The 12,817-nt window shown below is 38.7% G+C and carries 14 protein-coding genes and 1 pseudogene; 12 read left to right on the top strand and 3 right to left on the bottom strand.

Annotated elements, in window-relative coordinates; translation table 11 throughout:
* The first annotated feature begins 189 nt into the window (after positions 1 to 189).
* The 3 genes and pseudogenes from P4S61_RS22985 (at position 190) to P4S61_RS22975 (ending at position 1,855) form a co-directional block, all read left to right on the top strand.
* A pseudogene (locus P4S61_RS22985) lies at positions 190 to 830 on the top strand (SulP family inorganic anion transporter).
* Positions 787 to 1,548: a SulP family inorganic anion transporter gene (locus tag P4S61_RS22980; RefSeq protein WP_442961596.1), complete on the top strand. Its 762-nt coding sequence runs from the start codon at positions 787 to 789 to the stop codon at positions 1,546 to 1,548. Before P4S61_RS22985 ends, P4S61_RS22980 begins: the two are co-directional and overlap by 44 nt.
* Entirely contained in the window at positions 1,475 to 1,855 is a 381-nt protein-coding gene (locus P4S61_RS22975; RefSeq protein ID WP_442961564.1) for an STAS domain-containing protein, read from the top strand. Before P4S61_RS22980 ends, P4S61_RS22975 begins: the two co-directional genes overlap by 74 nt.
* A 167-nt stretch (positions 1,856 to 2,022) precedes the next feature.
* Here P4S61_RS22975 and P4S61_RS13405 read toward each other — a convergent pair whose 3' ends face one another.
* A complete protein-coding gene (locus P4S61_RS13405) occupies positions 2,023 to 2,358 on the bottom strand; it encodes a zinc ribbon domain-containing protein YjdM (protein WP_145241806.1) in 336 nt (111 codons plus the stop codon).
* 190 nt (positions 2,359 to 2,548) lie between these two features.
* On the opposite strand from P4S61_RS13405, the gene P4S61_RS13400 reads away from it, so the two are divergent.
* The 4 genes from P4S61_RS13400 (at position 2,549) to P4S61_RS13385 (ending at position 6,255) form a co-directional block, all read left to right on the top strand.
* Positions 2,549 to 3,910, top strand: a complete 1,362-nt coding sequence (locus P4S61_RS13400; RefSeq protein ID WP_145241808.1) for an MFS transporter — start codon at positions 2,549 to 2,551, stop codon at positions 3,908 to 3,910.
* A 180-nt stretch (positions 3,911 to 4,090) separates the two neighbouring features.
* Positions 4,091 to 5,647 carry a HAMP domain-containing sensor histidine kinase gene (locus P4S61_RS13395; RefSeq protein WP_182757958.1) on the top strand — a complete coding sequence of 519 codons (1,557 nt, stop codon included), beginning with the start codon at positions 4,091 to 4,093 and terminating at the stop codon, positions 5,645 to 5,647.
* Positions 5,644 to 5,799, top strand: coding sequence for a hypothetical protein (locus P4S61_RS13390; RefSeq protein ID WP_337118433.1), 156 nt, complete (start codon positions 5,644 to 5,646; stop codon positions 5,797 to 5,799). The genes P4S61_RS13395 and P4S61_RS13390 overlap by 4 nt, the downstream gene beginning before the upstream one ends.
* Positions 5,800 to 5,871: 72 nt before the next feature.
* Positions 5,872 to 6,255 (top strand): response regulator transcription factor, encoded by a 384-nt coding sequence (locus tag P4S61_RS13385; protein ID WP_337118432.1) that lies wholly within the window; start codon positions 5,872 to 5,874, stop codon positions 6,253 to 6,255.
* Positions 6,256 to 6,358: 103 nt separating this feature from the next.
* On the opposite strand, the gene P4S61_RS13380 is transcribed toward P4S61_RS13385, so the two are convergent.
* Complete coding sequence (locus tag P4S61_RS13380) at positions 6,359 to 7,225, bottom strand: delta-class carbonic anhydrase (RefSeq protein WP_182735721.1); 867 nt, start codon at positions 7,223 to 7,225, stop codon at positions 6,359 to 6,361.
* A 230-nt stretch (positions 7,226 to 7,455) separates the two neighbouring features.
* Here P4S61_RS13380 and P4S61_RS13375 point away from each other — a divergent pair, with 230 nt between their 5' ends.
* Positions 7,456 to 8,364, top strand: coding sequence for a 7TM diverse intracellular signaling domain-containing protein (locus P4S61_RS13375; RefSeq protein ID WP_337118431.1), 909 nt, complete (start codon positions 7,456 to 7,458; stop codon positions 8,362 to 8,364).
* A gap of 26 nt (positions 8,365 to 8,390) precedes the next feature.
* Positions 8,391 to 9,155 carry a GGDEF domain-containing protein gene (locus P4S61_RS13370; protein WP_442961563.1) on the top strand — a complete coding sequence of 255 codons (765 nt, stop codon included), beginning with the start codon at positions 8,391 to 8,393 and terminating at the stop codon, positions 9,153 to 9,155.
* 59 nt (positions 9,156 to 9,214) lie between these two features.
* Here the strand turns inward: P4S61_RS13370 and P4S61_RS13365 are convergent, their stop codons facing one another.
* Positions 9,215 to 9,463 carry a hypothetical protein gene (locus P4S61_RS13365; RefSeq protein WP_145241816.1) on the bottom strand — a complete coding sequence of 83 codons (249 nt, stop codon included), beginning with the start codon at positions 9,461 to 9,463 and terminating at the stop codon, positions 9,215 to 9,217.
* Positions 9,464 to 9,649: 186 nt separating this feature from the next.
* On the opposite strand from P4S61_RS13365, the gene P4S61_RS13360 reads away from it, so the two are divergent.
* The 3 genes from P4S61_RS13360 (at position 9,650) to P4S61_RS13350 (ending at position 12,444) form a co-directional block, all read left to right on the top strand.
* Positions 9,650 to 10,798, top strand: a complete 1,149-nt coding sequence (locus P4S61_RS13360) for a hypothetical protein (RefSeq protein WP_145241818.1) — start codon at positions 9,650 to 9,652, stop codon at positions 10,796 to 10,798.
* A 270-nt stretch (positions 10,799 to 11,068) separates the two neighbouring features.
* Positions 11,069 to 11,542, top strand: a complete 474-nt coding sequence (locus P4S61_RS13355; protein ID WP_145241820.1) for a YqhA family protein — start codon at positions 11,069 to 11,071, stop codon at positions 11,540 to 11,542.
* Between the two features lie 539 nt (positions 11,543 to 12,081).
* Positions 12,082 to 12,444, top strand: a complete 363-nt coding sequence (locus tag P4S61_RS13350) for a hypothetical protein (RefSeq protein ID WP_145241822.1) — start codon at positions 12,082 to 12,084, stop codon at positions 12,442 to 12,444.
* Positions 12,445 to 12,817 lie beyond the last annotated feature (373 nt).

The following is a 12,817-nucleotide window of genomic DNA, read 5'->3' as shown; positions in this document are numbered from 1 at the left end:
TATCGCTCAACCTTAAACTTTTTCATCAGACTTAACACTCAATCAAAAGCAGTCCTAAGCCTAAGTATCTGCTATTTATTAAAAAAATCCTCACCCCTGAGCTATACTTGTTAATATATTAAATTTACTATCCAAGTGTGCTTACGATTAAATAAGGAAACTTTAGTGCTGTCGCGTTTGTATGATTTTATGCCAGGTTTAAACACTTTACTTCATTATGAACGAAAGTGGTTTGCTGATGATGTGAGGGCTGCATTATCCGTTGCCGCCGTTGCTCTACCTGTTGCTATCGCGTATGCACAACTTACCGGGTTAACGCCGCTGTTGGGCTATATTCATGCATATTACCCATGATTTTATATGCCTTGTTTGGTACTTCCAAACAATTGATTGTCGGACCCGATGCTGCAACATGTGCGGTTATTGCTGCGGTGGTGACACCACTTGCAGCTGGAGACAGTGTTAAACACTGGCAACTCGTTGTAACTATGACCGCGATGACCGGCTTTTGGTGCTTTATTGCTAGCCGATTTAAATTAGGGGTATTAGCAGACTTCTTATCTAAGCCTATTTTAATGGGCTTATTAAACGGTGTTGCAATTACGATTATTGTCAGCCAATTTTCTAAAGTATTCGGTTTTACCTTCGATGACAGATATTTACTTGAACGATTAGGAGGTGTGCCTACTTATTTATCACAAACCCACATCCCTACTCTATTAATGGCCCTGTTTACCCTCGGTGTTTTTTGCCATGAAGCGACTAAAACCGACTTGGCCAGCATCTATGTTTGCTATCGCATTTGGTGCCCTATTAGTGTGGGTTTTTAATTTAAAGCAGTTTGATATCAACACAATTGGCACTGTAACCGGTGGCCTTCCAGTGTTTAACACCCCTATTTATGATATTGGTATTATTCGTGAACTTGTCGTGCCTGCACTTAACTTAGCAATAGTTAGCTTTGTCAGTATGATGCTAACCGCTCGCAGTTTTGCAGCTAAAAATGGTTACGACATAGATGCTGACAAAGAGTTTAGAGCGTTAGGTATTGCGAACATTGGATCTGCTTTATCACAAGGTTTTGCTGTCAGTGGTGCAGACTCTCGTACAGCTGTTAACGATGATTCCGGTGGTAAAACGCAATTAGTGTCGATTATCGCAGCGGGAATTATTGCTGTTATCGCCCTATTTTTAACCGCTCCCCTAGAATTTATTCCCAGTGCAGCATTAGGTGTTGTGCTTATTATTGCTTCAATCCATTTATTAGACTTAAAAGCCATTTGGCTATTAAAGCGTAAAGACAAACAAGCATTTTACCTTGCGCTAGCCACCTTATTCGCAGTGTTATTTATTGGCGTAATACCAGGCATCACTCTCGCTGTACTATTGGGGTTATTCCAGTTTATTCGCACCGTAATGCGCCCTACCGACAATATATTAGGTGTTGATATTAAGGGCGTTGTTAGGAGCCTTGATGCCACAGATAAAGCAAAGTCAGTACAAGGAGTCTTTATTTATCGTTTTAATTCTCCTTTTAACTTACTTTAATGCCGGTTACTTTAAACGGCGTTTGCTAGAACAATATGCGCGGCAAAAAGACGACACGCAATGCGTTATTATCGACGCAGTCCCCTGCTTCACCCATTTAGATTTAAGTGTCATGGCCATGCTCGCCGATTTAGACGTGATATTTAAAAAACGTGGTATTCGATTAGAACTTGCTGGCAGAAAGCGGCAATTACTATCATGGTTTGAAATTGCTGGTATGACATCCGGTAAAGACGGCATCTACGTGCATTCAGATCTCTATATTGCCTTACAAAAAACAGCGTCAGCCAACCAAGTGCACAAGTGAATTTATTTACAACACATCCAAATGAGGGTACTGCAGAGCAGTTATAAACATGCGTATGTAATTATGATTGTTGCAAGCAACTAAGGCGATAGTCCTTGCTTCCCCTAATTTAGTAAGGACTTTATACAAACCATGTTTTTTCGTAAATCACTCAGTGCAAAGCCTGTTCAGGCTTTTTTAACAAATTTAGCAGTCACTATCATTTCGCCTACGCCATCGACCTTACAATCGAGCTGATGATCTTTAGCATCTTTTATCCAGCGTATAACCGCTTTACTGCCAATTTTTATCACTTGTGAGCTACCTTTGATTTTTAAATCTTTTACTACAGTCACTTTATCGCCTTCGCACAAAAGCGTGCCATTGGCATCTTTTACGCTAATCACATCATTTAACAGTATCGCATCTGGATCCCACTCATAAGCGCACTCAGGGCAGATCAACAAGGTTTGATCTTGGTATACAAAGTCAGATTGGCATTTAGGACAGGAAGGTAAAGACATAAATTAGCGTGCGTAAGTAAATTTATAACAATGGTAATGGCTAATAATGATTTTGTCTATTTGTGGAGTTATTACGATATAAAGTTAATAAATGCATTGCTAAAGCATACCAATGAAGACTTTAAACTACTTGGAAAACATCCCTAGTTATTCTAGTATCTATTGGTCAAAGCTTATTATTTGCATTTAAATGAAATCATTTCCGTCACTATATTTTGCTAATCTATTTTTAATTATTGGCACCGGTTTACTCACCACCTATTTAGCCCTCTATTTAGGGAAAAATGGCATCTCGACCTTTTGGATTGGGTTAATGACCTCGTGTTATTACATGGGTTTGTTGCTTGGCTCAAAGCTTGGTTATCACCTTATTAAATCGGTCGGCCATATTAGAACCTTTGCAGCCAGTACCGCCGCTGTTTTAGCGTGCGTTGCAGCACATGGCGTTAGCGATAATATTTATTTATGGTTAGCCCTGCGGCTATTTGTAGGCCTTGGTATGATGTGTAATTACATGGTGCTCGAAAGCTGGCTCAACGAACAAGCTGCACCAGAGTCTCGCGGGCGAGTGTTTTCGTTTTATATGATCACCTCTTATCTGGGTATGATTTTAGGTCAATTTGCATTAGCCGAATTCCCAGAGCTTGGCTATGCACCACTATTTTTAGTGTGCATGGCGCTGGCAATTGGCATTATTCCTATTTCAATCACTCGTAGGATTCACCCCAAGCCATTAAAACCAATTCAAGTCAGTCTGTTTGACTACTTTAAAAAAGTACCGCAATCACTTACAGCTGTTCACTTTGCGGGTATTATAAATGGCAGCTTTTACGGCCTTGCACCAACATTTGCCAAGTCATCTGGGTTTAATTCGTCAGAAATTGCCATTTTTATGTCTGCCACTATTTTTGCAGGTCTGATCGCGCAATGGCCAATGGGGATATTGTCGGATAAAATACGTCGTAGCGTGTTGATCCGCACCAATGCGGTTGCGATTGGTGTAGTTAGCTTGGCTTTATTTTTGCTACCTATTACGCAAACACTCGCCTTTGCACTCACTTTTATGTTTGGGTTGTTCGCCTTTACTTTATATCCATTATCCTCAGCCTTAGCTAATTCACGCGTTGAAGATGAAGAGCGCGTTGGCGTGTCATCTGCGTTATTAGTTGTTTTTGGAGCCGGTGCAGCACTTGGTTCAACTGCCAATGCACAAGTTATGACCTATTTTGGTCACCAAGCCCTTTATGCCTCCATCGCATTATTAACGGTGATAATGTACTTATTACTCACTTACATTAATTCGAAACAAAAAGTAGAACAACCGGAGTCGAGTGATTACGTTGTAGGCACATCAGACGTTACCAACTCGCCTCTGGCTGCGACCATGGATCCACGAATAGAAGAAACGACTGCCCACGAGCAAATGTTGGTGGTCGATGAAATTGATGATGAATATGAAGAAAACAATGCAGTCTTTGATACCGATGATCCGCAGGGTGACCTGTTTAAAGACTTTCAAACGCAAGACGAAACCGCAGAACTAAAAAAATAGCGATTCATTTTCGATATAATAAAAGCAGGTAACAGCCTCTATTTACCTGCTTTTATTTAGCTTTATAGAGCAGCTATCGTCATCTACGTAAGCTTTAGACTCGGTACTTAGTTACGAGTCTATTGCGTAGCAAAAACCTTACATGTACCCTTATCAAACGTCCCAAATCAGTAAACCACTATGTATAAGCGCAAACTTTTTTATTTTGGCCTGACAACTGCTTTTATTTTATTTTTGGCACTACTGAGCACCGCAATTTCCGCTCATTTAACTCGCGAAAACCTGCTACAAAGTAATATTGCTCAGTCATTATTAGTTGAGCATGAAAAGCTATCGAGTATCTCTTACCGACTTTTTAAACAGCTAACCGATGAAATCATTTTTGGTCAAAATGCCAACCAAGCCTATGTACGAAAAAAACAAAACCTGATCCAGCAATCAATTAACCAAATCAAAAAACTGGAGATTGAGCAACGCAATGCATTAGGCCTATCCTTCACTAAAGGCAGCGTTGAAGACACCGATGAACTTGTAAGGCTCATTGATGAAATAACTGTTGAATTTAGAGCCGTAGTAAGCAGTGATAACAAAGCGCCTTTAAATCAGCAAGCACAGCTAAAACGCTTACTTGAAGTAACCATAGACGATCAATTTAGAGAGGCAATCAACTCGGCAGTAGCGCGTCAGGCACGTGTTGTGGCGGCGATCAATGCAAAAATTGAGATGCTTAATACCACTATTTTATGGTTTGCGATTGGCCTAGGTGCCCTCTCAATTCCGCTAATATTATATGGCTGCTATTGGCTGTTTAATCAACTTTATCAACCACTGATATTAATCGCTAATGCAACTAACTCGATTGCGTTAGGACACTATCAAAAGCCAATCTCAGTAAAACTAGATGATGAGTTTGAAGAGCTTGCAACATCGATAAACCAGCTTGCACTGCGCCTGCAAGAACACGAAAAAAACGCAATAAAATCAAGAAAACAATTAGAACTTGAAGTAAAACAGCGCACCAGTGAGCTCACTGAAGCCAACCTGCTGCTCACAAAAACTGACTCTCGGCGCCGCCAGTTTATCGCTGATGTATCACATGAACTGCGCACACCACTGACGATTATCAGAGGTGAAGCGCAAGTTACACTAAGAATGCAATCGGTATCGGTTGATGACTTTAACCAAACCCTCACATCAATACTTGAGCAAGCTGTAAGCCTAAGCCGCTTAGTTGATGATTTATTACTATTAACACGGGCAGAGATGAATCAAATAAATCTCGAAGTTATACCGACCAAAATCATGTCGTTGATCGCATCAGAAGTTGCTAAATGGCAAAAGCTCAATCCAAGTCGTGCTATAACCTTCGAAGCCAGCACAGAACTAAATGAGCAACTGGTCACCATAGATATACGACGGATCCAGCAAGTACTGGCTATTTTATGCGATAACGCGATCAAATATTCAAAGTCAAATCAACCTATTGATATTAGCCTACATAGAACAGATTTATTGATCACTATTGCTATAAAAGATTATGGCGAAGGGATCTCAGCAGCTGAAGTCGATAATATTTTTGAGCGCTTTGTGCGCTTTAGTAAACACAGTGAAGGGCTTGGGCTTGGGTTGCCAATTGCAAAAGCCATTATCGAAGCTCATGACGGCAGTATTAGCGTTACCTCAACCCAAGGGCAAGGGTCTATATTTTCAATCTCTTTACCGGTAGGACACAAATGATGAATATTCTTCTCGCAGATGACGAACTACCACTGTTAAACTTTCTATCACGGGGATTACGCAGTGAAGGCTATGAATGTACAAGCATCAATGAATTACATGAAGTCCTGCCGTTTATTAAAAAACTCACCGCAAATAGTGATACTCGATAGATTATTTGGTTCACAAGATAGTTTATCAATATTGGAAGCGGTCAAAGCCCTCCCAACCCACCTATGGTGCTAATGCTAACTGCCTTAGACGAAGTCCCTGAACGCGTCAAAGGATTAGAAATGGGAGCGGATGATTATCTATGCAAACCTTTTGATTTTGACGAACTATTAGCCCGTGTATTAGCATTAAAACGCCGTATGACGGCACCGCAACAGCAAGACCAAACAACGCTTAATATTGGCTCATTAGCATTACTCATTCAGCAACGTATTGCATTACTAAATGGTGAAGAATTAGCACTGACAAAAATTGAATTTGAGTTACTGCTGTACTTTGTAGAAAATCAAGACAAGGTGCTGTCTCGTGAGCGGATACTTAGCCGTGTATGGCAAACTTACAGCGAACCCAATACTAATATTATTGACGTGTATGTCAGCCGATTAAGAAAAAAATAGAAACAGATCCTAATTTAACTATTCAAACGTTGCGCGGAAATGGTTATAGGATGAATCTAAAATAGTGCGAGTTGACTACTCGCACTTTAAATACAGGATTAAATCACTGAGAAATAGGTGATAACAACTTAGGGTTTTGCACTAAATTACGCACCCCATGGGCATGATCTTCGTTAAATACATTCTCATCACACCACTTACCAACGCTGTTGATATCGACTACGGCAACGTGTGGTCTAACACTCCAACTAACTTGTAATGGCGATGCTTTTTCATTATATGCAGGGCCCGTTGTTGAACCTAAATACTCAATAGGGATGCCGGTATTAGTAGGAATATTAGGTGCTTGGTAATAACCATTAACTTGCTCAACATTTGCAAGCTGTGCAAAATTAACAGCATCTTTGTCATTGGCTAGCACGATTACTTGTCCTTCAACTCTAAGAGCTGGATTCATTGTGCTTTGAGCTAAACAAGCCCCCAATGTCGGGCCAGGTGTAACTTGTGCTGATGAATAAACAAAGTGTACTTCTAGAGTATCACCCACCTTTAACGACTCACCTTTTGCCGCACAAATTTTACTTTTTACAGGCTGTAATTGAGCAGCTGATAATTTGCGCTCAGAAAGGTAACCTGTATGATGACCTTTGCCATCTCCATTGCCAGCATAAGTGGTAAACTCCCCGCCTTTATGCTCCGCATTTTTATGAAAATGAATGTTGCATAAATTAAGCTCACTACGGCTTGGCGCCATCCCAAAGCTACGTAAGTTAGTACCATAATTTTGGTCTATATCGCGAGGTGATTGTGGCCCAAAACCTTTACCCTGAGTGTTTTTATCAAGTGCTTCACGTTGCTCGGCCACAATACTATCACTAACATTCTTTGCGCTCACAACCGCACTAGTAACTGCCAATGTAGACAAACCAATGACACATGCACATTTTACAAAAACTGCTGTTTTAATCATTTTCACTTTTATTTATGCCCTTTATAAAGTTAATAAGGCCATGTTATTGAAAGTATCTAAAAAAGACTTAACTGGAACATTAAAATAAGATTAAAACCCAGCGAATAATAATCAATGTATTTGAAGAGCCTAAAGCCTTCCCTTTAAATATATACTAGCTGCTTATTTTATTGCTCGACAAACAAACAATTAAAGTTAAAAATAAGTCTTTCATAAGAGGGACTTTATGTATGGTAAACCGTGTTTTATACCTTTTTTTGCTTATTTTTATCTCATGCGGTGTATACGCAAAGACTGAGAGCCTTCAATCACCTAATGTTAATATCAAGACCGCTAATGTTAATTTAACTCAATTTCCTATGGGTTACTTTATTGATACAAGTCTAGAAATGCCTTTCGAACAAATACAACAGCAACAATTCACCCCAAGTAAAAGTGAAGTAACCTTAGGGCCAAACGCAAAAATAACCTGGTCTAAAATAATCATTAACAATGAGTCTCCACAACAACTGCGGCTATTTTTGCATAACTCAGATGCGTATCACCTACAAGACGTTGATTTTTATGAGACAAAAAATGGAGAGCTATTAAAACAAATCAACATTCAATTAGATAAGCCAGGACCACATCCCAATATATTTGGCGGTAGTGCCATATTTTCATTTCATCTTGCAGCAGGTGAAAATAAGACAATTTTTGTTAGAAGCGTCACTTTTTCTCACCAGTGGTATGCCCTCGCTCTTTTCGATGAGGAGTACTCAAAACGCGCATTAGTTGGCAGTAGTAGCTACATTGCTTTGCTTGTGGGAATGATGCTGGCATTAATGCTTTATAACTTTTTCTTATATTTATCGGCAAGAAAAATTGAAAACATTGTTTATGCCTTTTATTTAATTTCCGGCATCATTTGGGTATCACTTTCCTATGGTTTAGGCGCTAACTTTTTTGGGATTTTTAGTGCCGACCTTCTGCAATTTAACTCGACTTTGTATAGCATGCCTAGTTTTTTAATCCTATTTATGATGCTTATATTTGAAACCAAAAAGCGCTACCCCAAAGAGCATATTGCACTGTGTATTATTTTAACTATATTAGTAGCCGAATTTTTTATAGTCTATTCGACTTGGTTAGCGCATTAAAACCTGCGAGCAGTTTAGCTGCACTAATGATGACTGTGACTTTAGGAGTATCGATATCTTTATGGCGAAAGCGAGACCCCCTCGCTAAGTACTTCTTTTTGGGTCATGCAATGTTTATTATTTTTAATATGTTGGCGGTGCTTTATTACAAGGGCATAACCGAATCAAATCAAATTAATAGTCATGGCGTGGGTATAGGTATTGTACTTGAAGCGCTAATGATGGCATTTATTTTGTCATACCGGATCAGAACATTAGAAAAAATAAAATCAGCACAATCTGAATTAAAGCGCCTCGCAGATACCGACCCTTTAACCAAACTATACAACCGCCGCTACTTTGACAAAGCCTGTTCGCAATTGCTAGCAAAAAGCAAAACTGCAAAAAAAGAGCTGTCGATAGTTATTGCCGATCTCGACTTTTTTAAAGGCATAAATGACACTTACGGCCACGATATTGGCGATCGCGTTATTATCGAGTTTGCAAATATTTTAACAAAGCAACAAAAAGTAGATGATATTGCATGTCGATTTGGTGGCGAAGAATTTATATTATTACTGAACTGTGATGCTGACAATGCCAAGATTATCGCACAACGTATTCGCAGTACCGCTGAAAAGTGTATTGTGAAAACAGAAAATAACCAAGAAGTTCGCTTTACTGTCAGTATTGGTATCAATCAGGTATCGCAAACGGCTAACAATATAAAAGAAAGTATATCATTGGCCGATCAAGCTCTTTATAAAGCAAAAAAACAAGGCCGAAATTGTGTTGTTGTCATTAAAGAGTAAGTCTATTAATAACTTTTACCACAAAAGGTTACGGCTGATTTTCAATTGCCTTTGCAAGATTAATGTAACTTTTTAGGCCCACTACGAACAAGCTCTTTACCGTTTTCAAACACATCTTGTGTTACCCAGCGACCTAACAACAACTTGTGGTTATCATCAAGTACTGCTACAAACGGGCGACCATTGGTATTATTGGTCGCCAGTGCCACACCGGCTACATTTTTTAAGCCCAATCCACCGTTATCAATCAATAACAAAAAAGCCTCTAGCTCTGCGAGGGTGTCAATTACATCGTTATCATTAATCATGCTGTTTACTCAATTACAACTTAATAAGTGAAGGATAGCAGTTTATGAAAATAGGCTCTAGAGGCTGATTAAAAGTTAAAGATGAGAGTTAAAGCCCTAATCAACGTATTTATTTGCGCTTACTCGCTCTAAATCAGATAGTAGCCTTTGCATTCAAACTATTAAAACAGCTTATATAGGAAAACCATGATCAAACGACTTTTAGCCGCGAGCTTAATCTTCTCTTCCGGCTCTGTTTTTAGTGCTAACCCAACAGTTGAAGAGCTACGTATTAAGCAAGCCACAACCGCTATGCCACAAGTTTTAGATATCTTTTCTGAGGATATAGCGCTATTTGAACAAAGCTGGAAAAGCCTAAGAAACTTTAAACAGGCAACTGACTTACTACATGATTACTCAACCCAACTCTGGCTCAACGCCAAACAACACATTACCGTCACTAAAAGCTACGATGACAGAGCACTTTACTGGGCTCGCCTACTTTCAAGTAAAATAATCCGTACAACAAAACCTGAATTTGCATTAACAACTGCCGAGCAAAGCACATTGTTAACAATGCTAGAAAATGGCAGTCGCGGTCGCACCGACCTTGCCTACTCTAAAAACACCACCAAAAAGATTTTACTAACAGGCTTTGACCCATTTTTGTTGGATAGTAACATCAATCAAAGTAATCCATCCGGTGTGGCCGCATTATTACTCGACGGCCAAGTAATTACTTATCAAGGCATCAGCGCTGAAATAAATACTGTAATGGTGCCTGTTCGCTATGAAGACTTTGATCAAGGTATTATTGAAGAATTACTCGCCCCCTATTACGCACTGAACAACGTAGATATGATAGTTACCGTTAGCATGGGTAGTAAAGACTTTGACCTTGAACGCTTTCCAGGTAAGCGGCGCAGCGTAACCGCCCCCGACAACGCAAATATTGTCTATGGCGGCACAGCAAAAGCGCCACTTATTCCAAACCTAAACGATCGTCCATTGCCTGGCAGCGAATTTGTGCAGTTTAGTTTGCCCATTACGCAAATGCAGCAAGCCAAAGGGCCCTTTCCGATAAATGACAATCACAAAGTTGTTACACTGGAAAAAGCCTTTGAGCCTAAAATTTTAGCTGAACTAAAAGGTGCGATTGCAGTAAAAGGCGGCGGTGGCGGTTACCTGTCTAACGAAATTTCGTACCGCAGTATTCGCCTGCGTGATCAACTCAATTCAGATATTCCTACTGGGCATATCCATACACCGCGCATAGCGCAGTTTGAACCAGAAACAGAAGCTAAAATAGTCAAACAAATTCAAGCAATGTTAGAGCAAAGCTTAGTGGCTTTATAAACCAATTTATAAGAAGATATGACTTCAGGCTTCCTCCTCTAAAGAGGGAAGTCTGAAGTGGGTGGACTATGTCACGCCTGTTACAAGTGGTAATACTCTAAACTAATTACTTATTTCATTTAGCCGCAGCACTTTTACACATTGAATTAAACAAATCAATGATATCACCCCATGTTCGTTTGTTCCCTATAAAGGCGAAAATACCTATAAAAACAAACTGATTTAAACTATCCTTCGTATAGATAATACAATCATCAAAAGTTGAGTAGCATGGAACGTATTTTTCAAAACAGTCGGTTTTTAGTTATAATCGCCGTCATCACCGCAGCAATATCATCATTACTTGTTTACGTTTCATGTATCAACATCGTTATTCATATAGTAAAAAGCACTATTATGAGCCTCCCTGATTCAGCAAAGGATGGCAAAGAATTAATAGTGGAACTTTTAAAAATTCTTGACTTACTGCTAATTGGCATCACGCTACAAGTAATTGCTATTAGTTTATATCGTCTATTTATCTCGACCACAAAACCTAATGAGAGCCAGTTCTTAGCTGCATTTAACATAGAAGATTTTCATGATTTAAAAATAACTTTAGTACAAGTTACCTCAGTTGTATTAGTGATTTTATTTTTAGAACATGCTGTGGAATTTGGCGGAACTATAGAAACGCTTTACTTAGGTATTGCAATTGCTATCGTCATTGCAGCATCAACATTTGCTTGGCGATCGATGAAGTGACGATGCTAAATAAATATGTTTATTGCACCTAATTAACCTGTTCTTCGGGAATAAATCTATCTCCAGCGGGTATTTTCAACGCTAACCATGTTAAATTTACTGACAATAAACTCGATATTAACACCTCAACTCGCCTTGTGATCCCTGTAAACATCTTAACCAAAGCTCAAACTGATAAAAGTAAGTGTAATGGGCTGTTATTTCTAAATAGTATAAACACGTCCTAGCGAGTAACCAGCTAAGCCTTGCCTTTATAGTTTGTTATTTAGTTATTCTACTGTATATATTACCGGCTAGCACTTATCAAAAAGCAAAGTAATTTTCCGTAAACATATCGCTTGGGATTAGCTAATTTCAATCTTGATAAACCTATTATTGGCAAAAATGAAGAACCTTATCAAAACGCGAATTTAATAACCATGGCTGCAATACTTGATTGAATTATTATTAATGAATAAAAATGTTAATGAAGTGTTTATTTTGTGTATTAATTGATATATTGTTGTATCTGAAAAACAAACAAACATAAGGACGAAAAAATGAAAAAGGTATTAACAATAGCAACTTTACTAGCCGCTAGCGTATTTTCTGTTCAAGCAAGTGCAAGTTCAATGGAATGCTATGTAGACACTCAAGCATATGATCAATACACACCAAATAGATGTATGGCACTCATCTATGGTCAAAATAAGGCAACAGCAGTATTTCGTGTTATCGGCAATGGGTCTGCTATCGATAGTGTAATTTGGTCCAATGCAGCCCAATCTTGTGGCACCTCAGGTACTTCTTGCTCATTTGAAATAAGGTCTTTTAAACCTTATAAAGCGGAAGCAACAATCCTTTATACAAATGGCAGCTGGAGCAAAGTTTCTGCAATTGCATCATTTGAAGATGGTCGCTAAAAGTTGATAAGTAATTATTAATCATGTGAATTTAGGGCTTTTTAACACCATTTAATAAAGCCCTATAAGATGCAAAAAAACTCATATTTAACCCTTTCACACTATCAAACATAGCAGCTCAGTCTATGTCACTGTTGACGTTGTCACTCATAACGACAGCCTATAAATTATCGTTTTTGGGTAAAAAGCGTTGAACTGATAAAAAAATGGCAAACTAACTAAGCAAAGCCTATTCCCTGATTGATGTCTGATCTAGAGGTTTTATTTATCAAAATAAAACATAAACCACTGATTATAAATAACAAAGTAAAAACTTATAATTAAACAGATTATTTTACTTATTCAGCTCTCGACATTGCAAAAAAAACAACGT

The sequence above is a fragment of the Pseudoalteromonas sp. B160 genome (assembly GCF_037162485.1).
Taxonomy (GTDB): domain Bacteria; phylum Pseudomonadota; class Gammaproteobacteria; order Enterobacterales; family Alteromonadaceae; genus Pseudoalteromonas; species Pseudoalteromonas rhizosphaerae.
The sequence above is the reverse complement of the archived record's forward strand: the minus strand, read 5'-3'. Positions and strand labels throughout refer to the sequence as shown.

What these genes read in the sequence shown, in the direction of transcription:
- P4S61_RS13365 (WP_145241816.1), bottom strand. Translation starts at nt 9,463, where the DNA reads ATGATTAATGATAACGATGTAATTGACACCCTCGCAGAGCTAGAGGCT.
- P4S61_RS13360 (WP_145241818.1), top strand. Translation starts at nt 9,650, where the DNA reads ATGATCAAACGACTTTTAGCCGCGAGCTTAATCTTCTCTTCCGGCTCT.
- P4S61_RS13390 (WP_337118433.1), top strand. Translation starts at nt 5,644, where the DNA reads ATGATGAATATTCTTCTCGCAGATGACGAACTACCACTGTTAAACTTT.
- P4S61_RS13380 (WP_182735721.1), bottom strand. Translation starts at nt 7,225, where the DNA reads ATGATTAAAACAGCAGTTTTTGTAAAATGTGCATGTGTCATTGGTTTG.
- P4S61_RS13405 (WP_145241806.1), bottom strand. Translation starts at nt 2,358, where the DNA reads ATGTCTTTACCTTCCTGTCCTAAATGCCAATCTGACTTTGTATACCAA.
- P4S61_RS13370 (WP_442961563.1), top strand. Translation starts at nt 8,391, where the DNA reads ATGATGACTGTGACTTTAGGAGTATCGATATCTTTATGGCGAAAGCGA.
- P4S61_RS13395 (WP_182757958.1), top strand. Translation starts at nt 4,091, where the DNA reads ATGTATAAGCGCAAACTTTTTTATTTTGGCCTGACAACTGCTTTTATT.
- P4S61_RS13375 (WP_337118431.1), top strand. Translation starts at nt 7,456, where the DNA reads ATGGTAAACCGTGTTTTATACCTTTTTTTGCTTATTTTTATCTCATGC.
- P4S61_RS13400 (WP_145241808.1), top strand. Translation starts at nt 2,549, where the DNA reads ATGAAATCATTTCCGTCACTATATTTTGCTAATCTATTTTTAATTATT.
- P4S61_RS13355 (WP_145241820.1), top strand. Translation starts at nt 11,069, where the DNA reads ATGGAACGTATTTTTCAAAACAGTCGGTTTTTAGTTATAATCGCCGTC.
- P4S61_RS13350 (WP_145241822.1), top strand. Translation starts at nt 12,082, where the DNA reads ATGAAAAAGGTATTAACAATAGCAACTTTACTAGCCGCTAGCGTATTT.
- P4S61_RS22975 (WP_442961564.1), top strand. Translation starts at nt 1,475, where the DNA reads ATGCCACAGATAAAGCAAAGTCAGTACAAGGAGTCTTTATTTATCGTT.
- P4S61_RS22980 (WP_442961596.1), top strand. Translation starts at nt 787, where the DNA reads ATGTTTGCTATCGCATTTGGTGCCCTATTAGTGTGGGTTTTTAATTTA.
- P4S61_RS13385 (WP_337118432.1), top strand. Translation starts at nt 5,872, where the DNA reads ATGCTAACTGCCTTAGACGAAGTCCCTGAACGCGTCAAAGGATTAGAA.